21 protein-coding genes are annotated in these 25,580 nt (G+C 58.8%); 7 read left to right on the forward strand and 14 right to left on the reverse strand.

All coding sequences use genetic code 11. The annotated features are described in order from the left end of the window. The first annotated feature begins 1 nt into the window (after window position 1). Window positions 2-2,692 (forward strand): DEAD/DEAH box helicase, encoded by a 2,691-nt coding sequence (locus tag IEQ42_RS09135; protein WP_210703299.1) that lies wholly within the window; start codon window positions 2-4, stop codon window positions 2,690-2,692. 140 nt (window positions 2,693-2,832) lie between these two features. Here IEQ42_RS09135 and IEQ42_RS09140 read toward each other — a convergent pair whose 3' ends face one another. The 3 genes from IEQ42_RS09140 to IEQ42_RS09150 all read right to left on the reverse strand — a co-directional run bounded on the left by IEQ42_RS09140 (window position 2,833) and on the right by IEQ42_RS09150 (window position 5,459). After that, window positions 2,833-3,570 carry an S-methyl-5'-thioinosine phosphorylase gene (locus IEQ42_RS09140; protein WP_150592531.1) on the reverse strand — a complete coding sequence of 246 codons (738 nt, stop codon included), beginning with the start codon at window positions 3,568-3,570 and terminating at the stop codon, window positions 2,833-2,835. A gap of 12 nt (window positions 3,571-3,582) precedes the next feature. Continuing rightward, entirely contained in the window at window positions 3,583-4,593 is a 1,011-nt protein-coding gene (nagZ, locus tag IEQ42_RS09145) for a beta-N-acetylhexosaminidase (RefSeq protein WP_042560163.1), read from the reverse strand. Window positions 4,594-4,751: 158 nt separating this feature from the next. Beyond that, entirely contained in the window at window positions 4,752-5,459 is a 708-nt protein-coding gene (locus IEQ42_RS09150) for a TetR/AcrR family transcriptional regulator (protein ID WP_042560164.1), read from the reverse strand. Window positions 5,460-5,688: 229 nt separating this feature from the next. Between IEQ42_RS09150 and lexA the strand changes: the two genes are divergently transcribed. Then, window positions 5,689-6,297 (forward strand): transcriptional repressor LexA, encoded by a 609-nt coding sequence (lexA, locus tag IEQ42_RS09155; protein ID WP_042560165.1) that lies wholly within the window; start codon window positions 5,689-5,691, stop codon window positions 6,295-6,297. A gap of 10 nt (window positions 6,298-6,307) precedes the next feature. Next, on the forward strand, window positions 6,308-6,781 hold the full coding sequence (gene sulA, locus IEQ42_RS09160) for an SOS-induced cell division inhibitor SulA (protein ID WP_210703300.1): 474 nt from the start codon (window positions 6,308-6,310) through the stop codon (window positions 6,779-6,781). Between the two features lie 97 nt (window positions 6,782-6,878). On the opposite strand, the gene IEQ42_RS09165 is transcribed toward sulA, so the two are convergent. The 7 genes from IEQ42_RS09165 to IEQ42_RS09195 all read right to left on the reverse strand — a co-directional run bounded on the left by IEQ42_RS09165 (window position 6,879) and on the right by IEQ42_RS09195 (window position 15,287). Next, entirely contained in the window at window positions 6,879-7,112 is a 234-nt protein-coding gene (locus tag IEQ42_RS09165) for a hypothetical protein (protein WP_150592597.1), read from the reverse strand. Between the two features lie 106 nt (window positions 7,113-7,218). Beyond that, a complete protein-coding gene (locus tag IEQ42_RS09170) occupies window positions 7,219-7,743 on the reverse strand; it encodes a DUF6586 family protein (protein ID WP_210703301.1) in 525 nt (174 codons plus the stop codon). A 143-nt stretch (window positions 7,744-7,886) separates the two neighbouring features. Next, window positions 7,887-10,517 (reverse strand): type I DNA topoisomerase, encoded by a 2,631-nt coding sequence (topA, locus tag IEQ42_RS09175; protein WP_210703302.1) that lies wholly within the window; start codon window positions 10,515-10,517, stop codon window positions 7,887-7,889. Between the two features lie 114 nt (window positions 10,518-10,631). Next, window positions 10,632-10,868: a DUF1653 domain-containing protein gene (locus IEQ42_RS09180; protein ID WP_042560169.1), complete on the reverse strand. Its 237-nt coding sequence runs from the start codon at window positions 10,866-10,868 to the stop codon at window positions 10,632-10,634. 98 nt (window positions 10,869-10,966) lie between these two features. After that, entirely contained in the window at window positions 10,967-12,142 is a 1,176-nt protein-coding gene (fadA, locus tag IEQ42_RS09185) for an acetyl-CoA C-acyltransferase FadA (RefSeq protein ID WP_210703303.1), read from the reverse strand. Window positions 12,143-12,174: 32 nt separating this feature from the next. After that, window positions 12,175-14,322, reverse strand: a complete 2,148-nt coding sequence (gene fadB, locus IEQ42_RS09190; protein ID WP_150598230.1) for a fatty acid oxidation complex subunit alpha FadB — start codon at window positions 14,320-14,322, stop codon at window positions 12,175-12,177. A 527-nt stretch (window positions 14,323-14,849) separates the two neighbouring features. Further along, complete coding sequence (locus IEQ42_RS09195; RefSeq protein ID WP_210703304.1) at window positions 14,850-15,287, reverse strand: hypothetical protein; 438 nt, start codon at window positions 15,285-15,287, stop codon at window positions 14,850-14,852. Window positions 15,288-15,390: 103 nt separating this feature from the next. On the opposite strand from IEQ42_RS09195, the gene IEQ42_RS09200 reads away from it, so the two are divergent. Beyond that, a complete protein-coding gene (locus IEQ42_RS09200) occupies window positions 15,391-15,828 on the forward strand; it encodes a universal stress protein (RefSeq protein ID WP_042560173.1) in 438 nt (145 codons plus the stop codon). Window positions 15,829-15,948: 120 nt separating this feature from the next. Here IEQ42_RS09200 and IEQ42_RS09205 read toward each other — a convergent pair whose 3' ends face one another. Beyond that, window positions 15,949-17,865, reverse strand: a complete 1,917-nt coding sequence (locus IEQ42_RS09205; protein WP_115147209.1) for an ATP-binding cassette domain-containing protein — start codon at window positions 17,863-17,865, stop codon at window positions 15,949-15,951. A gap of 214 nt (window positions 17,866-18,079) precedes the next feature. Between IEQ42_RS09205 and IEQ42_RS09210 the strand changes: the two genes are divergently transcribed. Then, on the forward strand, window positions 18,080-20,008 hold the full coding sequence (locus IEQ42_RS09210; RefSeq protein ID WP_210703305.1) for a transglycosylase SLT domain-containing protein: 1,929 nt from the start codon (window positions 18,080-18,082) through the stop codon (window positions 20,006-20,008). Window positions 20,009-20,109: 101 nt separating this feature from the next. Here IEQ42_RS09210 and IEQ42_RS09215 read toward each other — a convergent pair whose 3' ends face one another. Then, the gene (locus tag IEQ42_RS09215; RefSeq protein ID WP_210703306.1) at window positions 20,110-21,888 is read right to left on the reverse strand and encodes an ABC transporter transmembrane domain-containing protein; all 1,779 of its coding nucleotides are present in this window, start codon (window positions 21,886-21,888) and stop codon (window positions 20,110-20,112) included. Window positions 21,889-22,146: 258 nt separating this feature from the next. Between IEQ42_RS09215 and IEQ42_RS09220 the strand changes: the two genes are divergently transcribed. Next, window positions 22,147-22,326 carry a PA1571 family protein gene (locus IEQ42_RS09220; RefSeq protein WP_210703307.1) on the forward strand — a complete coding sequence of 60 codons (180 nt, stop codon included), beginning with the start codon at window positions 22,147-22,149 and terminating at the stop codon, window positions 22,324-22,326. Window positions 22,327-22,401: 75 nt separating this feature from the next. Here IEQ42_RS09220 and pdxB read toward each other — a convergent pair whose 3' ends face one another. Continuing rightward, a complete protein-coding gene (gene pdxB / locus IEQ42_RS09225) occupies window positions 22,402-23,544 on the reverse strand; it encodes a 4-phosphoerythronate dehydrogenase PdxB (RefSeq protein WP_210703308.1) in 1,143 nt (380 codons plus the stop codon). 215 nt (window positions 23,545-23,759) lie between these two features. On the opposite strand from pdxB, the gene IEQ42_RS09230 reads away from it, so the two are divergent. Continuing rightward, a complete protein-coding gene (locus IEQ42_RS09230) occupies window positions 23,760-25,169 on the forward strand; it encodes an MATE family efflux transporter (RefSeq protein WP_210703309.1) in 1,410 nt (469 codons plus the stop codon). Between the two features lie 136 nt (window positions 25,170-25,305). Here IEQ42_RS09230 and tusA read toward each other — a convergent pair whose 3' ends face one another. After that, complete coding sequence (gene tusA / locus IEQ42_RS09235; RefSeq protein ID WP_115147206.1) at window positions 25,306-25,557, reverse strand: sulfurtransferase TusA; 252 nt, start codon at window positions 25,555-25,557, stop codon at window positions 25,306-25,308. Window positions 25,558-25,580: the final 23 nt, after the last annotated feature.

The following is a 25,580-nucleotide window of genomic DNA, read 5'->3' on the forward strand; positions in this document are numbered from 1 at the left end:
TATGTCCCCGCCCCTGAGTAAACCGTTGGCACCCTCCTGGGTCAGCCGATTCAAGGAACAGAGCCTGGAGCGTGGTCGCCGCTACGCCCTGGAAAACCGGGTACGCATCGCCCAGGTCGGCGATGCGACCATTACCGCCAGTTGCGAAGGCTCTGGCGGTAACGTCTACCGTCAGACCATTCACCTGCGCGAGTCAGCCAAAGGCACTTTGCTGTTGGTCGACGCCGGGTGCACCTGCCCGGTTCGCACCAACTGCAAGCATTGCGCAGCGGTGCTGCTGAAAATCCAGGAAACCCTCGAGTACCCCGCTGCCGCAAAAGACGCCGAGCTGCTGGAAAAACTCCAGGCCGTGCTGGAAAACCGTGGCCCGAAGGCACCACCGCAGGTGCTGGTCGACAACGTTCAACCAATGCCTCGCCTGTGGCTGGCCAGCGTCGAGTTCAGTGCATTTGAACCGCGTAACGGCAAGATGCAGCGCTACATTCAGCATCGCGCGGCGTTGTCGTTCAGCTATCTGGACGAATACGTCAGCGGGCAGAAGAACAGCGACATCCTGATCCGCCAGGAAAACCAGACTTTGCGGATAAAACGCCACCCGGAAGTCGAACAGTCCTACCGCGAACAGTTAAGAATCCTCGGCTTTCGTATCGCCACCCGGCAGAGCAAAGCCTTGCCGGAAAGCGCTGGCGAACTGTATGAAATGGTCAATGACAGCGCCTGGCTGACTTTCACCCTCAACGAACTGCCAAAGCTGCGCACCCAAGGCTGGGAATTGCAGATCGACGAAGAGTTCGGCTTCGACCTGACCGCCGTGGATGACTGGTACGCCACGGTTGAACAGGCGCCGGAGCGCGACTGGTTTGATCTGGAGCTGGGGATCATCGTCAATGGCGAGCGCCTCAGTCTGCTGCCAATCCTGCTCAACCTGATGCGCTCGCACGCGGAAATCCTCAATCCGGAGCGACTTGCGCGGCGCCGTGATGACGAGCTGATTCTGGTCAACATTCCACAGCGCAACCTCGAGCACGGGCCGTTGCAGGTGGCATTGCCGCTCGGCCGGTTGAAACCGGTGCTGGCCACGCTCGGCGAGTTTTATTTGCAGGAACCTGGCGAAACCACCCTGCGCCTGAGCAAAGCTGACGCCACGCGCCTGAATTCGCTGGAGGGCCTGCCGCTGCTCTGGGAGGGCGGCGAGCAGATCCGCACGTTTGCTCAACGCCTGCGCGACATTCGTGATTTCAGCATCGAGGCTCCCGAAGGCCTGAACGCAACGTTGCGTCCGTACCAACTCGAAGGTTTGAGCTGGATGCAGTCGCTGCGCCAGCTGGAAGTCGGCGGGATACTCGCGGATGACATGGGTCTGGGTAAAACCCTACAGACGCTGGCACATATTCTCAGCGAGAAAATCGCCGGACGCCTGGATCGTCCGTGCATGGTGGTGATGCCTACCAGCCTGATCCCGAACTGGCTCGATGAGGCGGCGCATTTCACGCCGCAACTGGAAGTGCTCGCGCTTTATGGTGCCAGTCGCAAAAAGCACTTCGACAATCTGGCTGACTTCGACCTGATCCTCACTACCTACGCGCTACTGCCCAAGGACATCGAACGTCTGGTGCAACAGCCTTTGCATGTCTTGGTGCTGGACGAGGCGCAGTACATCAAGAACCCCAACAGCAAAGCGGCGCAAGCGGCGCGCGAGCTGAATGCTCGTCAACGCCTGTGCCTGAGCGGTACACCGCTGGAAAACCACTTGGGCGAGCTTTGGTCGCTGTTCCATTTCCTGCTGCCGGGCTGGCTTGGCGACGTCAAAAGCTTCAACGCCGACTACCGCGTGCCGATCGAAAAACGCGGCAGCGAGGTCAGACTTCAGCACCTCAATGGTCGGATAAAACCGTTCCTGTTGCGCCGCACCAAGGAACAGGTTGCCACCGAGCTGCCGCCCAAAACTGAAATCATTCACTGGGTCGATCTCAACGAGGCGCAGCGCGACGTGTACGAAACCATGCGCCTGGCCATGGACAAAAAAGTCCGCGACGAGATCACCCGCAAAGGCGTGGCGCGCAGCCAGATCATCATTCTTGAAGCGTTGCTCAAACTGCGTCAGGTTTGCTGTGATCTGCGCCTGGTCAATGGCGCCACCCTGCCCGCCCGCGGCAGCACTTCCGGCAAGCTCGACAGCCTGATGGAAATGCTCGAAGAGCTGTTCGAAGAAGGTCGGCGGATTCTGCTGTTTTCGCAGTTCACCTCGATGCTGTCACTGATCGAGGACGAACTGAAGAAACGTAAAATCTCCTATGCACTTCTGACCGGCCAGACCCGCGACCGGCGCACACCGGTGAAGGAATTCCAGAGCGGCAATCGTCAGATCTTTCTGATTAGCCTGAAGGCGGGTGGCGTTGGCCTGAACCTGACCGAAGCGGATACGGTGATTCACTACGATCCGTGGTGGAACCCCGCGACCGAAAATCAGGCGACCGACCGCGCCTATCGGATCGGACAGGAGAAACCGGTGTTCGTCTACAAGATGATTGCCCGGGGCACGGTGGAAGAGAAGATTCAGCACTTGCAGAAAGAGAAGTCTGATCTGGCAGCGGGCGTGCTGGATGGGCGCAAGGCTGGGGACTGGAAGTTGCAGAATGACGATATTGAAGCGTTGTTTGCGCCGTTGCCGGACAAGCTCGACAAACGCTGAGATCTTTGTCGTCTGTTAGATAGCTATCGCTGGCAAGCCAGCTCCCACAGTGATTTGGAATTGAACACTATTTTGTGAACAATACAAAAACCTGTGGGAGCTGGCTTGCCAGCGATGGAGCCAACCCGGTAAAGGCCTGATCAGCCCTTGAGCACTCGCGCCAACGTCGATTTCACTTTGCCCATGCCGGCATGCAACGCCTGCTCGATCTCGGCCATGGTGATCACTTGCGTGGTCTTGCCCGCCGCCGGGTTCACCACCAGCGCCAGACATGCGTAATCCAGATCCAGCTCACGTGCCAACGCCGCTTCCGGCATACCTGTCATGCCGACGATGTCGCAGCCATCACGCTCCAGACGCACGATCTCGGCCACGGTTTCCAGACGTGGTCCCTGCGTGCAGGCATAAACACCCTGATCGCTGTACTCGCAACCTTCGGCAGCCACAGCCGCAATCAATTGCTGACGCAACGGCTCGCTGTAGGGAAAGCTGAAATCGATGTGAGTGACCTCTTCCAGGTCATCGGCGAAATAAGTGTGTTCGCGCCCGCTAGTGTAGTCGACGATTTGATGCGGCACGCAGAAATGCCCCGTACCCATCGCAGGATGAATACCACCCACGGCGTTGACCGCGATGATCGCCTCGGCACCGGCCTGCTTCAGCGCCCAAAGGTTGGCGCGGTAGTTGACCTTGTGCGGTGGAAAGCGATGCGGGTGCCCGTGACGCGCGAGGAACAGCACTTCCTTGCCGGCATATTCGCCAATCTGCACGTCGGCCGAAGGCGCTCCATAGGGCGTGTCCACTGCCAGCGACTGGCGAATACTCAAGCCCTCGAGCTGGGTCAGGCCGGTGCCACCGATGATTGCGTAAACCGTCATAACGAAAAATCCTTAGTCGATCAGTTGGGCGTCTTTGAGTGCGCCGATGGCTTGCAGCCAGCGTGGATCCTGGCGGTAGTCGGTGCTGGCAAACGCCTGACCGCGCATACGGGCGATACGCGCTGACGGTTTGACCTTCATGCGTTGCGCAGCACTCAGGGCCAATTCGGCAGCGGCGCGGTCATTGCAGACCAGGCCCATGTCGCACCCAGCCGAGAGTGCGGCTTCGATGCGACTGGCGGCGTCGCCAACCACGTGGGCGCCGGCCATCGACAGATCGTCGCTGAAGATCACACCATCGAACTGCAACTCGCCTCGCAGGATGTCTTGCAACCAGCGCCGAGAGAAGCCAGCGGGCTGCGAATCGACTTGGGGATAGATGACGTGTGCCGGCATGACCGCGGCCAGTTGTTTGCTCAGTTTGGCAAAAGGCACGAGGTCGTTGGCGCGGATCTCGTCAAGGCTGCGCTCGTCGTTGGGGATCGCAACGTGGGAGTCGGCTTCGGCCCAGCCGTGACCGGGGAAATGCTTGCCAGTGGCGGCCATTCCGGCGCTGTTCATGCCCCGGATGAAGGCGCCAGCGAGCAACGCGGCACGCTCGGGATCACCCTCAAACGAACGAGTACCAACCACGGCGCTGCGCTGGTAATCAAGATCAAGCACTGGGGCGAAGCTCAGGTCGAGGCCGACGGCCAGCACTTCGGTCGCCATGATCCAGCCACATTGCTCAGCCAGGTATTCGGCATTCGGATTGTCGGCGATGGCGCGCATGGCCGGCAGACGCACGAAGCCTTGACGCAAACGCTGCACGCGACCGCCCTCCTGATCCACCGCCAGCAGCAAGTCCGGGCGAATCGCACGGATCGCCGCGCTGAGCTCACGCACCTGGCGCGGATGCTCGATATTGCGGGCAAAAATGATCAGACCACCCACTTCTGGCTGACGCAACAATTGGCGATCTTCAGCCGTCAGCCAGGTACCGGCGACGTCCACCATCAACGAGCCTTGCAGGCCAGCAGTCATAGAGATTCCTTGAATACGAAAAACCCGATCCGCATGAGATCGCCACCGAGGGCAGTGCCCGGCGGGTCGGCGATATCGATGGAAAACGGATTCAGAACGAGAGTCGGCATGGGCGGCTAGCTTAGCGGATACAAGCTGCCGCGCCCACCCGTGCGCGGTTAAACCTTGGCGGCCACCGGCGTTGATTTGCTGCGCGGGCGCAATTGCGCAGTGGCCATGGCAGCGTCGGTGACGCCGGTATCAGCGCGCATACCCGCAGCGAGGAACGGCACCATCAGGCGCATGACCTGCTCGATGGAGGTATTGACGCCGAAATCCGTCTCGGCAATCGCGCGCAACGCCTTGATGCCGGACATGCTGAACGCCGCGGCGCCGAGCATGAAGTGCACGCGCCAGAACAATTCAATCGGGGGAATGTTAGGTGCCGCTTCGTTGACCAGCAGCATGTAGCGACGGAACACCTTGCCGTACATGTCTTCCAGGTAACGGCGCAGGTGACCCTGGCTTTGGCTGAACGCGAGGCCGAGCAGACGCATGAAGATCGACAGGTCGTTACCGCTGCGAGGCTGAACCACGAGGGCTTGTTCGACGAGGATTTCCAGCAGCTCTTCGAGGGTCGGCTTGTTTTCAGGTTTGGCCTGACGGCGTTCCAGCTCTTTATCGAGACTGGCGCAGAAAGGCCCGAGGAAGCGCGAGAACACCGCCTGAATCAGCGCTTTCTTGGAGCCGAAATGATAGTTGACCGCAGCCAGGTTGACGCAAGCCTTGCTGGTGATCAAACGCAATGAGGTTTCAGCGAAACCTTTCTCCGCGAACAACTGCTCGGCAGCATCAAGAATGCGTTCAACGGTTTCCGACTGGGCCATGGCTACTCCGCCTGACAAACACTTGTTTGAAACATACGTTTCAGCCTGTGTCTTGTCAAGCCTGTCGGTTCGTTTTGGGAATGGTCAGTCAGCTATTTAACCACACAAGGACGACGCATTAATAAGCACGTCCACTGACCGTCTGGCGGCTTGCAAAAAAACGGGCATTGCCAAGACCGCTTCACTGTATATAATCCCAGTCACTGTATAAAAAAACAGAGCGATCAATATGCTAAAGCTGACGCCACGCCAAGCCGAGATTCTGGCCTTTATCAAACGTTGCCTCGAAGACAATGGCTATCCGCCAACCCGCGCGGAAATCGCTCAGGAATTAGGGTTCAAGTCGCCCAACGCGGCGGAAGAACACCTAAAGGCACTAGCCCGCAAGGGCGCCATCGAGATGACGCCCGGCGCCTCTCGCGGTATTCGCATCCCTGGCTTCGAAGCCAAGGCCGACGACTCTACCCTGCCAATCATCGGCCGGGTGGCTGCCGGCGCGCCAATCCTTGCCCAGCAGCACATCGAAGAATCCTGCAATATCAATCCAGCGTTCTTCCACCCACGTGCGGACTATCTGCTGCGCGTGCACGGCATGAGCATGAAGGACATCGGTATTTTCGACGGCGACCTTCTGGCGGTTCACACCACCCGCGAAGCGCGTAATGGCCAGGTCGTCGTTGCCCGCATCGGCGATGAAGTGACCGTAAAACGCTTCAAGCGCGAAGGCAGCAAGGTCTGGCTGATGGCCGAAAACCCCGAGTTCGCCCCTATCGAAGTTGACCTGAAAGATCAGGAACTGGTGATCGAAGGCTTGAGTGTCGGCGTAATCCGCCGCTAAAGGAGGCTTTATGCAGTTCCCACACACACCTCAGCAAACACAACTGCCGTTATTCGAAGCGTTTATGGCGCAACCAATGGCGCCGATCCTGAAAGAAGTGGTCGAGCGCCCCTGGAATACTGAACCCGAAGTATTCAGTGAGCTGTCACTGCGTGGTGCCGCCGGGAACTGCCTGAATCTGCTGGCGCCGATCCTTCGCGAGCTCAGCGACGATCTGGACGCACGCTGGCTGACGCTGATTGCGCCACCTGCCAGCCTGACCCAAACATGGCTGCGCGATGCTGGTCTGAATCGAGAGCGCATCCTGCTGTTGCAACCGAGAGGCACTCAAAGTGCTCAACAACTCGCTTGCGAAGCCTTGCGTCTGGGCCGCAGCCACACAGTCGTCACCTGGATCAACCCGCTGAACACAAGTTCACGGCAACTGTTGATCAGCGCTGCACGCACGGGCGACGCTCAGAGCTTGAACATTCGATTGGGTTGATTTACAACCTATAAGCGCTGTGTGAAGCGCAGGGCTTCTCCAGGGATAGAGAAGCCGATCTGAAGCGGCAGTGACAAAATCAAAAAGCAGTCGGGAATCAATGAAGAACCCGAGACCCCTCATCTTTATCAAACTCACCTTCGATCATTCGGCCTGCCATCTGCACGCCAACGCTCAACATCGCTTTTGCGATTTCCACGTGCTGGCCCTGCAGGAATGTCTTGGCGTCCTCGGAGAAATCCAGAGTCACCAGAGAACCCTCGTCCTCAGCCCTGCGCAGTTCGATTCGGCCGTCGGGTAACTCGACAATTTCTAGAAAGGACGTTGGCATATAGGTCTGTTCTCCACGAAAGGCAGGCATTATATAGACATCATTCAGGCTTCGCTTGTGATCTTGACCAGCAGCATGTTTCAGATTGCCACCGCGTCAATCATCGTCAGCATTCGTTCAAACCTTCGCGAAAACGAATAGCCAGACTCTTGAGGTTCTGCCGCCAACCCTCAAGTTCTTCACGGCTCAACTCGTGCGGAGCCTCTTCTTCATCCAGATTAACAGCCTGAATCAACGGCTGTGTCACATCGCCCTTGGGCTTGTGTGGCACGCGAGGCGGCTGAAACAACGCCGAATGCGCTGCCAGCAATTCTGCCAGCCAGGTCTCCGGATTGGCCGCCAGTTCAACCATTTCCGCCAGTTCTGGAATCGCTATCGACTCAAGCACTTCACGTGTCAACAGCATCTCGGCCCGTGGTGCACTCGCCTGAGGCAGCCGATAGAACCCGGCAATTTCATGACACAGCCCCAATAGCGCGCCATAGAGATGGAACAACGCTGATTCACGCCCAGCCTGAATCAGCGCCAGAGAATTCATCGCCCGCCCTTCTTCAGCTCGAGCCAAGGCTTCCAGCGACAGGCCGGCGAAATAGATTTTCTGATTGGTGCGGGTATAGAGTTCGTGGGCCATGACGGCAGCCTCCACAACGAAATAATTGCTTCACACAGACCGGACAGTGTCGTGGATCAACGGATCACACCGCAAGCACAAAACAAAAAGGCCGCATGAAAACCCGAGGGTTCTCATGCGGCCTTTCAGTATCAGACTAACGCTTACTCAGCCTTGGCCTTCGAGCGCTTGTCTTCAACAGTCCACTTGCCGCCGTCGAAGTACGCCTTCCAGCCGGTTGGCTTGCCGTCGACTTCGGTCTGCACGTATTGCTCCTTGGTCTTGCGGCTGTAGCGGATCACCGCTGGCAGACCATCAGGATCCTTCTGCGGTGCTTCGCACAGGAAGTGATACTTAGGATCGATTTCTTCCTTGTGCGGAAGAATCTCGATCACCAAGGGAGCACGGGTCTCGCGATTTTTCGGGAACTGACTGGCCGCCAGGAACAGACCGGACGCACCATCGCGCAGGATGTAGGTGTCGTTGACCTTTTCGCATTTCAGCTCAGGCATCTTCACCGGATCCATCTTCGGCGGCGCCGCGTCACCGCTCTTCAGCAGTTTGCGGGTGTTTTTACAGGTCGGATTGGTGCAGCCGAAGAACTTGCCGAAACGGCCGGTCTTGAGCTGCATCTCGCTGCCGCACTTGTCGCATTCCAGGCTCGGACCTTCGTAGCCCTTGATGCGATAGCTGCCCTCTTCGATTTCGTAGCCGGCGCAATCCGGGTTGTTACCGCAGATGTGCAGCTTGCGCTTCTCGTCGAGCAGGTAAGCGTCCATTGCCGTGCTGCAGATCGGGCAGCGATGCTTGCCACGCAATACCAGCGACTCCGACTCACCCTCATCGTCCGCAGCGATTTCGTCGCCCGGCACCAGGTTGACGGTGGCCTTGCAGCGCTCTTTCGGCGGCAGGCTGTAGCCCGAGCAACCAAGGAACACGCCGGTCGATGCGGTACGGATCTGCATCGGACGGCCGCAAGTGGTGCACGGAATGTCGGTCATGACCGGCTGGTTGGCACGCATGCCGGTTTCCGGGTTCTCGGCTACTTCGAGTTTCTTTTTGAAGTCGCCGTAGAACTCGTCCAGCACGTTCTTCCAGTCGCGCTCGCCCTGAGCCACGTCATCGAGGTTCTCTTCCATGCCGGCAGTGAAGCCGTAGTCCATGAGGTTCGAGAAGCTCTCCGACAGACGTTCGGTAACGATGTCGCCCATTTTTTCCGAATAGAAACGACGGTTGTGCAGGGTCACGTAACCGCGATCCTGGATGGTCGAAATGATCGCAGCGTAAGTCGAAGGACGACCGATACCGCGTTTTTCCATTTCTTTAACCAGGCTGGCTTCCGAATAACGCGCCGGCGGCTTGGTGAAGTGCTGGGTCGGATCGAGCTTGATCAGCTTCATCACGTCGCCCTGCGCCATATCGGGCAGAACATCATCATCGCCAGGTTTGGCAATTTGCGGCATTACTCGGGTGTAACCGTCAAACTTCAGGATACGACCCTTGGCGCGCAGCTCGAAATCACCAGCACCGACGCTGACAGTCGTCGACAGGTATTGCGCCGGTAGCATCTGGCAAGCCAGGAACTGACGCCAGATCAGCTCATAGAGACGCTCAGCATCGCGCTCCATACCCGCCAGCTTGCTTGGAATGGTATTGGCGTCGGAGGGACGAATGGCTTCGTGAGCCTCTTGTGCGCCTTCCTTGCTGCTGTAGACGTTCGGCGTTTCCGGCAGATACTTCTTGCCGAACTCATCTTCGATGTAAGCACGTGCCATCGTCACGGCGTCTGCCGAGAGGTTGGTCGAGTCGGTACGCATATAAGTGATGTAGCCGGCTTCGTACAGACGCTGGGCCATCATCATGGTTTTCTTCACGCCGAAGCCCAGACGGTTGCTCGCCGCCTGCTGCAGGGTGGACGTGATGAACGGCGCCGACGGCTTGCTGCTGGTCGGTTTGTCTTCGCGCTTGACGATGCTGTAGCTGGAGGACTTGAGTTTCTCCAGCGCGGCCATGGCCTGGGCTTCGTTGAGCGGTTTGAAGGCTTCGCCCTTTTCACGCGCTACTTCGAAACGTACGGTCGAGCCTTTGGCGCTGCCGAGATCGGCATGCACTTCCCAGTACTCTTCCGGGTTGAACGCGCGAATTTCACGCTCACGCTCAACCACCAGTTTAACGGCGACCGATTGCACACGACCGGCGGACAGGCCGCGGGCGATCTTGGCCCACAGCAGCGGCGAGACCATGTAGCCCACAACGCGATCGAGGAAACGACGCGCCTGCTGAGCGTTGACACGATCGATGTCCAGCTCGCCTGGCTTGGAGAAGGCTTCCTGGATCGCCTTCTTGGTGATTTCGTTGAACACCACACGCTTGTAGCGGCTGTCGTCACCACCGATGGCTTCGCGTAGGTGCCATGCAATGGCTTCCCCCTCGCGATCCAAGTCGGTTGCGAGATAGATGGTGTCAGCATCCTTGGCGAGCCGGCGCAGCTCTTCGATGACCTTCTCTTTGCCCGGGAGGATCTCGTACTTGGCCTTCCAGCCATGATCGGGATCGACACCCATACGCGAGACCAGCTGCTTGCGCGCTTTCTCTTTCGGCGTGAGCACCGGACCTTCGCCTGCGGCAGCCTTGCCGCGCTTGGCGGCTGGCTCTTTGCTGGCGCTAGCCGAACCGCTGGTGGGCAGGTCTCGGATATGGCCGATACTCGACTTCACCACGTATTGGTTGCCCAGATACTTGTTGATGGTCTTGGCCTTAGCCGGGGATTCCACAATGACCAGCGATTTGCCCATGGATCAGAAAATTCCTGAATTCTAGAAGTGAAAGGCGGTTGGCGCCTGACGCGGCACCGCTATATATAGTTGATACAAGGTGAGGTCAAGCGCAGGGTATTGCGCGCACTCCCCTTATGCCTTGGAAAACAGGCTCGGTTCGGCTTGCACCAAAGCAAAGCGTGGGACCTGCTCGCCGTCAACCTCGACGGACTCCAGAAACATGCTCAGGGGACGCACCCAAAAGCCGTAATCACCATACAGGGCTTGGTAAAACACCACTTCTTCTTCCGTCTCGGAGTGCCGCGCGACATTGAAAACGCGGTACTGCGGACCTTTGTAATGCTGGTAGAGCCCAGGTTGTATCGGCATGGTTTGGCCCTCCCTCAATTTTTTTCAAAATAAAAACAAAATAAATCCACAAAAACAAAAACCGGGGCACTTGGCCCCGGCTTCCATCGACGAGACGCTTAAACGCGTTCGAAGACGGTGGAGATGCCTTGGCCGAGACCAATGCACATAGTGGCCACCCCGAAGGTGCCGCTATTCTGCTTCATCACGTTCAGCAAAGTGCCGGAAATCCGAGCACCGGAGCAACCGAACGGGTGACCCAGGGCGATCGCGCCGCCGTGCAGGTTAACCTTCTCGTTCATCTTGTCGAGCACTTTCAGATCTTTCAGCACTGGCAGAGCCTGTGCGGCGAAAGCTTCGTTGAGCTCGAAGAAGTCGATATCGTTGATGCCAAGGCCCGCACGCTTCAGGGCTTTTTGTGTTGCCGGAACTGGACCATAGCCCATGATTGCCGGATCCACACCCGCCACTGCCATCGAACGGATCACCGCCATCGGCTGGATACCCAGGTCTTGCGCACGCTGAGCCGACATCACGATCATGCACGAGGCACCATCGGTGATCTGCGACGAAGTACCGGCCGTCACGGTGCCACCCTTTGGATTGAACGCCGGCTTGAGGGCCGCCAGACTTTCCAGGGTGGTTTCCGGACGAATGGTTTCGTCGTAGTCGAACAGTTTCAGGAAACCATTCTCGTCGTAACCCTGCATCGGGATGATTTCGTCTTTGAACTTGCCCTCCAGAGTCGCCTTGTGGGCGAGCTGGTGGGAGCGCACGCCAAAGGCGTCCTGCTGTTCGCGAGTGATGCCGTGCATTTTGCCGAGCATTTCAGCGGTCAGGCCCATCATGCCCGAGGCTTTCGCCGCGTACACCGACATGTGCGGGTTCGGATCGACACCGTGCATCATGCTCACGTGACCCATATGCTCGACGCCGCCGACGACGAACACGTCACCGTTGCCGGTCATGATCGCTTGCGCAGCAGTGTGCAGCGCGCTCATCGACGAGCCACACAGGCGGCTGACAGTCTGACCGGCAGCCGTGTGCGGGATCTGGGTCATCAGCGACGCCATGCGCGCGATGTTCCAGCCCTGCTCCAGGGTCTGGTTGACGCAGCCCCAGATCACGTCTTCGACTTCGTTCGGATCAACCTTGACGTTGCGTTCCAGCAATTTGCTGATCAGGTGCGCCGACATGTCTTCGGCGCGGGTGTTGCGGTGCATGCCGCCCTTGGAGCGGCCCATCGGAGTACGACCGAAGTCGACAATCACGACGTCTCTTGGATTCAAGCTCATAAAATTTCACTCTCGCTCAAAAGTTGGGACGCTTAACCGAAGAACCGTTGGCCGGTTTTGGCCATTTCACGCAGTTTTGCGGTCGGGTGGTACAGCGCGCCCAAATCAGCGTACTGGTCAGCCAGGGCAACGAACTCGGCAACACCGATCGAATCGATGTAGCGCAGCGCACCGCCACGGAATGGAGGGAAACCGATACCGTAGACCAGACCCATGTCGGCTTCAGCGGCGGTTTCAACGATGCCGTCTTCCAGGCAACGCACGGTTTCCAGGCAGAGCGGGATCATCATCCAGTTGATGATGTCTTCGTCAGTGACTTCGCGCTGCTCGTAAACGATCGGCTTGAGCACTTCCAGTACCGACGGATCGGCAACTTTCTTCTGCTTGCCCTTCTTGTCGGTCTCGTAGGCGTAGAAGCCCTTGCCGTTTTTCTGACCCAGACGCTTGGCTTCGTAAAGCACGTCAATGGCCGAGCGACGGTCATCTTTCATGCGATCCGGGAAGCCTTCGGCCATGACGTCACGACCGTGGTGACCGGTGTCGATGCCGACCACGTCCATCAGGTATGCCGGGCCCATCGGCCAGCCGAATTTTTCCATGACCTTGTCGATACGGACGAAGTCCACACCGGCGCTGACCAGTTTGGCGAAACCGCCGAAGTACGGGAACAGTACGCGGTTGACCAGGAAGCCCGGGCAGTCGTTGACGACGATCGGGTTCTTGCCCATCTTCTTGGCGTAGGCAACGGTGGTAGCAACAGCCAGCTCGCTGGACTTCTCGCCACGGATCACTTCCACCAGCGGCATCATGTGCACCGGGTTGAAGAAGTGCATACCGACGAAGTTTTCCGGACGCTTGAGGGCCTTGGCCAACAGGCTGATGGAAATGGTCGAAGTGTTGGACGCGAGGATGGTGTCCTCTTTGACCTTGTCTTCAACTTCAGCCAATACGGCTTGCTTGACCTTCGGGTTCTCGACTACAGCTTCAACGACCAGATCGACGTGACCGAAATCACCGTAAGACAGGGTCGGACGAATGCCGTTGAGAACTTCAGCCATTTTCGCTGGGGTCATGCGACCTTTATCAACGCGGCCAACCAGCAGCTTGGCGGCTTCGGCCAGACCCTGCTCGATACCGTGCTCGTTGATGTCTTTCATCAGGATCGGCGTGCCTTTGGAGGCCGACTGATAAGCGATACCGCCACCCATGATGCCTGCGCCCAATACAGCGGCCTGCTTCACGTCTTTGGCGATTTCGTCGTAGGCCTTGGCCTTTTTCTTCAGTTCCTGATCGTTCAGGAACAAACCGATCAAGCTCTGCGCGGCAGAGGTCTTGGCCAGTTTGACGAAACCGGCGGCTTCAACTTCCAGCGCCTTGTCGCGACCGAAGTTTGCAGCTTTCTGAATGGTCTTGATCGCTTCAACCGGCGCCGGATAGTTCGGACCAGCCTGACCGGCGACGAAACCTTTGGCGGTTTCGAAAGCCATCATTTGTTCGATAGCGTTCAGCTTGAGCTTTTCCAGCTTCGGCTGACGCTTGGCCTTGTAGTCGAACTCGCCGGAAATGGCGCGTTTGATCAGCTCAAGGGCCGCTTCCTGCAGTTTCTCTGGAGCAACCACGGCATCGACTGCGCTAACTTTCAGCGCGTCTTCCGGACGGTTTTCCTTGCCGGACGCAATCCACTCGATGGCGTTGTCGGCACCGATCAGGCGCGGCAGACGTACGGTGCCGCCGAAGCCTGGGTAGATGCCCAGTTTGACTTCCGGCAGACCGATCTTGGCCTTGGTGGACATGACGCGATAGTCAGCCGCCAGGCACATTTCCAGACCGCCACCCAGGGCGATGCCATTGATCGCGGCGACAGTCGGAACGTTGAGGTCTTCGAAATCGCTGAAGATCTTGTTGGCTTCGAGATTGCCAGCAACGAGCTCCGCATCCGGCAGCTTGAAGTTCTCGACAAATTCGGTGATGTCGGCGCCGACGATGAACACGTCCTTGCCACTGCTGACGATCACGCCCTTGATCGAAGCATCTGCCTTGATGGTGTCTACGGCCTGACGCAGTTCGTTCAGGGTTAGACGGTTGAACTTGTTGACGGACTCACCCTTGAGGTCGAATTTCAATTCGACGATGCCACTTTCAAGAGCTTTAACCGTGATGGCTTTACCTTCGTAAATCATCAACTGATCTCCACGATATGGAAGCTGAACAGTACACGTCGGACGCAGGCGAATGGCTAGGCAGGACGCTTTTTCGTCGATGCTGACACCAATCCACCCGGCACACCCGCCAACGCGATAGTCGGGATTCTGTAGGAGCAGTCTGTAAGACAAACGCTCAATTCATACGCCCGTTTGATTTGGGTACGTCACCTTCACGGAATTTCCAACAATTGTCAATCGCCCAAAATGCGGGTTGGAATGCGACTTTGCGGTCATTTCCGTACCATGCAGATCCGCAACACGCGCCTGCATGTGAAGCCATTCATAGGATCAATAGTTAGAAAAGTCGCCCTAATTCGCAGCGAGGCCTGTTTAAAAGTCTACGCTCACGGGACGATAGGTAAATGCGCTGCCCGTTTGAAGCCGGGGTCAGTGGTAAAAAAGTTTCCGGCCTGCCTGGCCAACCCGCCCGATGAATCATGTCGGGCTTTTTATTGCTCGTCTGCCGGACGTTTCGCACCGTTGCGGTGCGAAACGTCTGTGAGTCACGCCAGCGCTTTCAGAGTGGCGTCGATATCCAGCAAAACCGTGGCTTCTCCCTTCTCGCCCCAATACAAGGCGATCATCTGCTTATCCGCCTCAATCTTGAAGACGTTGCCTGGCAACTTTTCGAAATGATTGAGCAGCGCCCGATCCTCGCAGGTTTCCTGCCACTGATTGACCCACACGCCTGGCGATTTTTGCCAGTAAGTCCAGCATGCCGGCTGATTACCGCGACGCGGCCGATGGTATTGCGCGCACGGATCCGGCGGCTCTTGCGACAGCCAGTGCGGCCACTCCTGAGGCGCCAGTTGCATGGCCAGGCCAATACGACGCGCCTCCATGCGCAGAGCGATTCGACCGCTCTGCGCGCGCGATGGACGCAACCATGCCAGTGGGCTCAATACCACCAACAGGATTGACACCACTATCCAGACCGTCATATCTGTACTCCCGTTTTCTGATGAGCCCATTGCGTCACTTTGGAACCAATGCGCTTGAAACCAGCCATACTTACCAATATTGAACCCTTACGAGGAGCGCCTCATGCCCTACCACCACATCCTGGTCGCCGTAGATCTGACTGAAGAGTGCGACCCCGTCATCCACCGCGCCCGCGAGCTGTCGGTGAGCAACGGCGCCAAGCTCTCGCTGGTGCATATCGTCGAACCGATGGCCATGGCTTTTGGCGGCGACGTACCGATGGACCTGTCACAACTGCAACAGCAGCAGTTCGATCAGGCCAAGGAACGCCTTGAGCGCCTGAAGCTCAAGTACACAGAGCTTGAAGGCGCCAACTGCCACTTGACCTACGGCCAGCCGCGTCAGGAAATCCATCACTTCGCCAAGGAACAGCAATGCGATCTGATCGTGGTCGGCAGCCATGGCCGTCATGGTCTGGCGCTATTGCTGGGCTCGACAGCCAATGATGTGCTGCACGGCGCGCCTTGCGATGTGCTGGCGGTGCATCTGGTCAAACGCTAAAACCTGCAGGAGCGGCCGAAGGCTGCGGTCCTGCGGATCAAAAGATCACAGCCATCGACAGCCCCTGCAAAAAGCCCGGCCTCACGCAAATGAGGCCGGGCTTTTTAATGGCTGAAGCAATCAGGCATCCAGCTCGGCCCACCGCTCCACCAACGCTTCCAGTTCCGCCTGCAATTGCTCGAGCGAGGCAATAACCTTGGCAGTCTCTGCGGCAGGACGCTGATAGAAACCGCTGTCGGCCATTTCAGCTTCAACGGCAGCGATCTGCTGCTCCTTGGCATCGATATCGCCCGGCAACGCTTCCAGCTCGCGCTGCAGCTTGTAGCTCAGCTTTTTCTTGGCAGCCGGAGCAGCAACGGGCGCAGCAGCGGCCGGCTCAGCAGTAACCACTGCCGAGTTCAGGTCAGCTTTGCCCGACTTGCTCTCGGTCACGCCCAACAGACGCGGCGAGCCGCCCTGACGGATCCAGTCCTGATAACCGCCGACGTATTCACGCACCTTGCCTTCACCTTCGAAGACCAGGGTGCTGGTGACCACGTTATCGAGGAATGCCCGGTCGTGGCTGACCATCAGCACAGTGCCGTTGAACGTCAGCAGCACTTCTTCAAGCAGCTCGAGGGTTTCCACGTCCAGGTCGTTGGTCGGTTCGTCGAGTACCAGCAGGTTCGCCGGCTTGCTGAACAGCTTGGCCAGCAACAGACGCGCACGCTCACCACCCGACAGCGCCTTGACCGGCGTGCGAGCACGCTGCGGGCTGAACAGGAAGTCACCGAGGTAGCTCAGCACGTGACGGCTCTGACCGTCGATATCGATAAAGTCGCGACCTTCGGCGACGTTGTCGATTACGGTTTTTTCCAGATCCAGCTGATGGCGCAACTGGTCGAAGTACGCCACGTCGATCCGCGTGCCCTCTTCCACTTTGCCGCTGGTTGGCTGCAAGCCGTTGAGCATCAGCTTCAACAGGGTGGTCTTGCCGGTACCGTTGGCGCCAAGCAGACCGATACGGTCGCCGCGCTGCAGAACCATAGAGAAATCCTTGATCAGGAACGGGCCGCCCGGATGAGCAAAGCTCACGTTCTCGAGCACCATCACCTGCTTGCCGGACTTGTCGGCGGTGTCCAGCTGAATGTTGGCCTTGCCGGTACGCTCACGACGCTCGCTGCGCTCAACGCGCAGGGCTTTCAGGGCGCGCACGCGACCTTCGTTACGGGTACGACGGGCCTTGATGCCCTGACGGATCCACACTTCTTCCTGGGCCAGTCGCTTGTCGAACAGCGCGTTGGCAGTGGCTTCGGCAGCGAGCTCGGCTTCTTTGTGCACGAGGAAGCTGGCGTAGTCGCCGTTCCAGTCGATCAGGCCGCCGCGATCCAGTTCCAGGATGCGCGTGGCGAGGTTTTGCAGGAACGAACGGTCGTGCGTGATGAACAACACGGCGCCCTGGAAATCTTTCAGCGCTTCTTCAAGCCAGGCAATCGCACCGATGTCCAGGTGGTTGGTTGGCTCGTCGAGCAGCAGCAGATCCGGCTCGGACACCAGCGCCTGCGCCAGCAGCACGCGACGACGCCAGCCACCGGACAACTCGGCGAGGGTCTTGTCGGCCGGCAGTTGCAGGCGGCTGAGGGTGCTGTCGACAAGGGTCTGCAAGCGCCAGCCATCACGGGCTTCGAGGTCGTGCTGAACGTGCATGAGCTTGTCCAGATCGGCATCGGTAACGATGTTCTGGCTCAAGTGATGGTATTCGGCGAGCAACGCGCCAACGCCGTCGAGGCCTTCAGCCACCACGTCGAATACTGTCCGCTCGTCGGCCACAGGCAATTCTTGCGGCAGTTCGCCGATTTTCAGACCGGGGGCACGCCACACCGAGCCGTCATCAGGCTTCTGGTCGCCCTTGACCAGTTTCATCATGCTGGACTTGCCAGTGCCATTGCGGCCGATGATGCACACCCGCTCACCACGGGCGATCTGCCAGGACACCTTGTCCAACAACGGCATAGCGCCGAACGCAAGGGACACATCGCTGAATTTGAGCAGGGTCATGAGCTTCTCCAAAAACCGGGGGCGCATTCTACCTGACTTGAGGCTTCAGCAGGCCGGCAATTTGTCTGTCGAAGCACTCTGCACAACATTTGTTGCGAACTTGTGCTGCAAGGCCCGCAAAGCTTTCGCCGCTCGCCGGCAAAAGGCTAAGCTACAGATAATTCAGTGCTGATTGATGTCGGCACTTGTCATGATTTCTCTGCCCGGATGTCTCATGCGCAGTCGCCTCTTCAGTGTTTTGTCCTGTTTGCTACTCTCCGCCGCTGCCGTTCAATCCGCCCAGGCGGTGGACCTGTCCACCCAGCGTCAGTATTACGATGAAGCCAAACGTGCGTTGGCCAAGGGCGATACCGGCCCCTATACGCGCTATAGCCAGGCGCTGGCCGATTACCCCCTCGAGCCGTATCTTGCTTACGACGAGCTGACCGCACGCCTGAAAAGCGCCAGCAATGCGGAAATAGAGAAATTCCTCGCCGAACACGGTGACCTGCCCCAGGCCAACTGGATGAAACTGCGCTGGTTGCGCTGGCTGGCCGATCGCGGTGACTGGGCGACCTTCGTCAAGTATTACGATTCCAAGCTCAACTTCACCGAACTGGACTGCCTGAACGCGCAGTATCAGATCAGCCACAACAAAAAGACCGAAGGTTACGCCGCCACCGAAAAGCTCTGGCTGACCGGCAAGTCGCAACCCGCCGCGTGCGATGCACTCTTCGGCATGTGGGCCGCCGAGGGTCAACTGACCGAACAGAAACGCTGGGAGCGCACCAAGCTCGCCGCCCAGGCGCGCAACTATCCGCTGGCCAACAGCCTGATCAACGGCCTGACCACCCTCGCCCCCCGTGGTCGCTTGTTGGTGGATGTGGCGCAGAAACCCGAACTGCTCAACCAGCCGTCGCGTTTTACTCCGGCCGATGAGCCGATGTCCGATGTGGTCAGCCTCGGCCTGCGCCGCCTCGCCCGTCAGGATCCGGAGAAAGCCATGGCGCTGCTCGACGGTTACGCCAACAGCATGCATTTCTCCCGTGATGAGAAAGTCGCGATCGCCCGGGAAATCGGCCTGACGCTGGCCCGCCGCTTCGACAGCCGCGCACTGGACGTGATGACCAAATACGATCCTGAACTGCGTGACAACACCGTTTCCGAATGGCGCTTGCGCCTGCTTCTTCGTCTGGCGCGCTGGGACGATGCTTATCAATTGACCCGCCGACTGCCACAGGATCTGGCCACCACCAGCCGCTGGCGTTATTGGCAGGCGCGCAGTCTTGAGCTGGCGCAACCGCAGAACCCGGAAGCGCAGACCCTGTACAAAAATCTTTCGCGCGAGCGTGACTTCTACGGCTTCCTCGCCGCTGACCGTTCGCAATCTTCTTATTCGTTGAACAACAAACCGCTGGTGCTTAGCCAGGCGCTGATCAACAAGGTACGCAACACGCCCGGCGTGCGCCGCGCACTCGAGTTTCATGCACGCGGGCAGATCGTCGACGGACGCCGCGAGTGGTACCACGTCAGCCGTCACTTCAACCGTGACGAAATGGTTGCCCAGGCCAAACTCGCCTACGACCTGAAGTGGTATTTCCCGGCGATCCGCACCATCAGTCAGGCGAAGTACTGGGACGATCTGGACATCCGTTTCCCGATGGCCCACCGCGATACCCTTGTGCGTGAAGCCAAGGTTCGCGGTCTGCATTCGAGCTGGGTGTTCGCCATCACCCGCCAGGAAAGCGCGTTCATGGACGACGCCCGTTCCGGCGTTGGCGCCAGCGGCCTGATGCAACTGATGCCCGCCACCGCCAAGGAAACTTCACGCAAGTTCAACATCCCCCTGGCCTCGCCGAAGCAAGTGCTGAACCCGGACAAGAACATCCAGCTCGGCGCCGCGTACCTGAGCCAGGTGCACAGCCAGTTCAATGGCAACCGTGTCCTCGCCTCCGCCGCCTATAACGCCGGCCCCGGACGCGTGCGTCAATGGCTGCGCGGCGCCGATCACCTGAGCTTCGACGTGTGGGTGGAAAGCATCCCGTTCGACGAAACGCGCCAGTACGTACAGAACGTGCTGTCCTATTCGGTGATCTACGGCCAGAAACTCAACTCACCGCAACCGCTGGTGGATTGGCATGAACGCTACTTCGACGATCAGTGATCAGCAGGCTAACGCCGAGTAATAAAAAAATGCCCGTATCGCGAGATACGGGCATTTTTTGTAACGTGCAAAGATCAAAAGGTCGCAGCCTGCAACAGCGCCTATACGACAGCCGCGTGTCCATCGCTGAACTGCAACGCCGCCAGCCGCGCATACAACGGATTGCTCGCAATCAATTCCTGATGTGTACCCACCGCGACCAGTTTGCCTTGATCCATCACCGCAATCCGGTCGGCGTTTTTCACAGTGGCCAGGCGATGGGCGATCACCAGTGTGGTGCGGTTTTGCATCAGGTTCGGCAAGGCTTGCTGGATCAGGTGTTCGCTTTGCGCATCGAGGGCGCTGGTGGCTTCGTCCAGCAACAGAATCGGCGCGTCGACCAGCAACGCCCGAGCGATGGCCAGACGCTGGCGTTGGCCGCCGGAAAGTCCAAGCCCGCCGTCACCCAAATGTGTCTGGTAGCCGTCAGGCATTTGCTCGATGAAGTCGTGGGCGTGGGCGATTCTTGCCGCTTCCTTGACCTGCTCAAGCGTGGCCGTTGGGCAGCCATAGCGGATGTTCTCCTCCACGCTGCCGAAAAACAGTGCTGGCGTTTGTGAAACCAGGGCAAAACAACGGCGCAGATCCAGCGGGTCGAGGCTGGTCAGCGGCACGCCATCCAGCAGAATCCGGCCCTCGCGAGGATCGTAAAAGCGCAGCAGCAAGTCATACACCGTGGATTTACCCGCGCCGGACGGTCCTACCAGCGCCAGGGTTTCGCCGGCCCTGACCGTGAGATTCAAGCCATCGACGGCGAAGCTTTCTGGACGCGAGGGGTAGGAAAAGCGCACATCCTGCAATTCCAGTTCACCGCGCACGCGCGCGGGCAATGTCACCAATCCAGTCTTCGGTGGCTGGATGATATTTTCCGAACGCAGCAATTCAGCAATCCGCTCGGCGGCACCTGCAGCGCGCTGAAGCTCGCCGATCACCTCACTCAACGTACCAAACGCGCTGCCGACGATCAGGCTGTAGAACACAAACGCCGCCAGTTCACCGGCAGAAATCCGCCCGGCGATCACGTCCATACCACCGACCCACAACATCACCGCGACAGCGCCAAGCACCAGCACGATCACTAATGTAATCAGCCAGGCACGCTGGAAGATCCGTTTGCGTGCGGTCTCGAAAGCCTGCTCGACCGTAGAGGCAAAACGTTGCTCGTCCTGTATTTGATGGTTGTACGCCTGCACGGTTTTGATCTGGCCGAGGGTTTCGGACACATAGCTGCCAATGTCGGCGATCCGGTCCTGGCTCTGTCGCGACAGATTGCGCACACGTCGACCAAAAATCAGGATCGGTGCAATCACCAGCGGTAGCGCGATCACCACGATGCTGGTGAGTTTGGGATTTGTGATGAACAGCAGAACGATGCCGCCGATCACCATCAACAGATTGCGTAGAAACAGCGAAAGCGACGAGCCGATCACCGATTGCAGCAATGTCGTATCTGCTGTCAGGCGCGACTGGATTTCCGAGCTGCGGTTGTCTTCGTAAAACCCGGGATGCAGGTACACAAGGTGGTTGAACACCTGTCGGCGGATGTCGGCGACGACACGTTCGCCGATCCAGGAGACCAGATAAAACCGGACGAAGGTGCCGACCGCGAGGCCCAGGACCAACAGCATGAACAGTCCAATGGATTGGTTGAGCAAATCCGCCGATTGGGTCATGAAACCCTGATCAACCAACAACTTGATGCCCTGCCCCATCGATAAGGTGATGCCGGCGGTGACGATCAATGCGAGCAGCGCACCGAAGGCCTGCCAGCGATAAGGCACGAGGAAATGACTGGTCAGGCGCAAGGCGCGCCGGTGCCGCGAGGAAAGCATCGAGATCATTCGGGTCCACACGTGTGCTGATGGATAGGGCCAGCCTACACACTCAGATGGGGTGGAACTCTGTAAATCACAATGAGTCAGGTTAAATATGCCCCCAAAGACTAGGCCATAGTTGCTATTGGTCTAAAGTCCCGATTGAGGCGAGCGGTCATTTCTGGTTGAGTAGAGATGCCGCCGCCGACGGACCGCAGGAAGCTGTCACAGCCCGGTCACGTGGGGGTTTTAACCTAGGCGCACAACCTGATGAGGAGACAGGCCATGTCCTTGCAACACAGCAGCGAAGACGAGATCCCAGTGTTCCGTACCAAACCCGGCCAGACTCTGGGTTGCTCGATCATTGATGAAAAAGGGCGCGAAGTACCGATCACTGAAGACATGATCCAGGACGCTTGCCGCGAACTGGAGAAGCGATTGGTCAAGCCTGCCGAACAAGAGTGATATAGCCAACGTCTTCCTGACCCGGCCCATCTGGCCGGGTTTTTTATGCCTGCTTGCGCCCTACAGGGGAATGGGCTAGAGAGCTACTGCTCCGAGCGCTGTCACGATCTGGCGCAACGTTGGCGAATGCCCCTCGATCCGTACTTTCAACCCTTCAATTTCGCGCCGAACCGGATACTGCTTGCGCAACAAATCGAATGCCGCACGCTGCTCGCCGACATTGCCTACAAGACTGCGACGAAAATCCGCATCATCCCGGCGTGGGTCGTACACGCCACGGCACAACATCGCCAATGCCCAGGCCGGATCACTGTCGGCATGCAAGGTTACCTCCGACAACCACGGCGCCGGCAGCAGGTCACTGAGCTGGATGCTCGCAGGCTGATCAATGAACTCGCAGTACGCTTGATAAATCTGCGCCGTGCCGCGCTGCTTGCCGTCGAGGCTGTAACCGGCAATGTGCGGCGTGGCCAGCACACAGAGTTCGGCAAGAGCCACATCGACTTCGGGTTCGGCCTCCCAGACATCAAGCACCGCTTGCAGGTCCTCGCGCTCCTGCAGCACTTCGCGTAGCGCAGCGTTATCCACGACCGGCCCTCGCGCTGCGTTGATCAACCAGGCGCCAGGTTTGAGTTGCTGCAAACGTTGCCGATCGAACAGGTGCCAAGTCGCACTGTTACCGCTACGGGTCAGCGGTGTGTGCAGGCTGATCACGTCGCACTGTTCGATGATCTGCTCCAGACTGACGTAATCCCCCCCCTCGGCAGCCTGACGCGGCGGATCACAGACTTTCACGTTCCAGCCCAGGCCCTTCAAGACGTTGACCAGGCGCCCACCAACTTCACCGGCGCCGACGACTCCATAAGTACGCTGAGTCAGATCAACGCCCTCGATTTCGGCTAGAGTCATCAGGCTGCCGAGCACATAGTCGACCACGCCTCGGGCATTGCAGCCGGGCGCGCTCGACCAGGTGATGCCCGCCTCGTTGAAATATTCGAGATCCAGGTGATCGGTGCCGATGGTGCAGGTACCAACAAAGCGAACCTTGCTGCCCACGAGCAGCGCGCGGTTGACGTTGGTCACCGAACGCACCAATAACACGTCGGCCTGCTCGACCGTCGCACGGTCGATGGAACGGCCGGGCACTCGGCGGATCTCGCCAAAACCGGCAAAAAAGGCATCGAGCAGCGGGATATTTTCGTCAGCAACAATCAGCATGGCGGGCTCCTTGGGCGGATCGGCAGTTTAGGTGCAGATACGCGGTTGGGCCAGCGGGGTTTGATTCCAATCCCGACAACGACATGCCCCCTGTGACGAGGGCGGCGCAAAGCCATGAGTGATTACAAATCCGCAACACAGGATTTTTCCTGACCAACACGTCAGCGGCGTAGAATGCGCCGCCTTGCGCATCAACATCTGTGGACGCTTTGCTTGTGAATCCTGTAACTGACCAACCTGTCGCCGTCTCCCTCAACCGCCCCGCGCGGATTCGCCTGGAGTTCAAGACTCTGCTTGCCCTGGCGGTGCCGATCATCATCGCGCAACTGGCAACCACGGCCATGGGCTTTGTCGATGCGGTGATGGCCGGGCGCGTCGGTCCCAAGGATCTGGCGGCGGTGGCACTGGGCAACTCGATCTGGGTGCCGGTATTTCTGTTGATGACCGGCACCCTGCTGGCCACCACTCCCAAAGTCGCCCAGCGTTACGGCGCCGGAACCCACAGCGAGATCGGTCCGATCGTGCGCCAGGCATTGTGGCTGGCGCTGGTAGTGGGCTTGATCGCTACCGCGATGCTGGTTGCCGCAGAGCCGATTCTGCATTTGATGAATGTCGATCCCGAGCTGATCGGCCCGTGCATGCAGTACTTGCATGGCATCGCCTGCGGTTTGCCCGCGGTGGCGTTCTATCATGTGCTGCGCTGCTTCAGTGACGGCCTCGGTCGTACTCGCCCGGCGATGGTACTGGGTTTATGCGGGCTGACGCTGAATATTCCCCTGAACTACATCTTCATCTATGGCCACTTCGGCGTGCCGGCCATGGGCGGCGTCGGTTGCGGCTGGGCCACGGCGATCGTGATGTGGGTGATGGCGCTGGGTCTGGCCGGTTACGAGCGCTGGGCCCCGGCGTATCGTTCGAGTGAATTGTTCAGCCGTTTCGATTGGCCTCAGTGGGCGGTGATCAAGCGTCTGCTGGCCATCGGCTTGCCAATCGGCATCGCGGTGTTTGCCGAGTCGAGCATCTTCGCGGTGATCGCGCTGTTGATCGGCAGCCTCGGCGCGACCGTGGTCGCCGGGCACCAGATTGCGCTGAACGTCAGCTCACTGGTGTTCATGATTCCTTATTCGCTGGGCATGGCCGTGACCGTGCGCGTCGGTCAGGCCCTGGGCCGTGAGGAACCACGCGAGGCGCGTTTCGCCGCCGGCGTCGGCATGGGGACTGCGCTGGCCTATGCGTGTCTCTCGGCGAGCATGATGTTGCTGCTGCGCGAGCCGATTGCGGCGATTTACACGGCTGACCCGACGGTGATTCATATCGCGGCGATGCTGATTGTGTATTCGGCGCTGTTCCAGTTCTCCGACGCGATCCAGGTCACCGCTGCCGGCGCGCTGCGCGGTTATCAGGACACGCGAGTAACGATGATCCTGACGCTGTTCGCCTATTGGGGCATCGGCCTGCCAGTGGGTTACGCCCTCGGCCTGACCGACTGGCTCGGCGAGCCGCGTGGCCCGAGCGGGTTGTGGCAGGGTCTTATCGTCGGCCTGAGCTGCGCCGCGCTGATGCTGTCGATCCGCTTGACTCGCAGCGCGCGCAAGCGCATTCGGATCAGTCGTTCGCTGGGCTGAGTCCTTTTACGCGAGACAAAAAATGTGGGAGCCAGCCTGCTGGCGATGATGGAGAGTCGGTCAACATAGACGTTGAATTGACTACCACATCGCCAGCAGGCTGACTCCCACATTTGGTTTAGCGTTGGCCTGAGGCTCAGGCTTGTTTTTTGCGGATCCAGTACAGATAAGTCCCGGCGTCTTCGTGCTGGCCGACCAGTTCATGGTCGAGAAACACGCAAAACTTGGGAATGTCGCGGCGGGTCGAGGGATCCGTAGCGATCACCTTGAGCAGGCCACCGGGTACCAGATCACGGATGTGCTGGTGCAGCATCATTACCGGCTCCGGGCAATTGAGGCCGGTAGCGTCGAGGGTGCCGTCTACCGGGGTATCGATCATTTCACTCATGATTAACTCCTGAAACTGGCCGG

The organism is Pseudomonas iridis, from assembly GCF_017980685.1.
Lineage (GTDB): Bacteria > Pseudomonadota > Gammaproteobacteria > Pseudomonadales > Pseudomonadaceae > Aquipseudomonas > Aquipseudomonas iridis.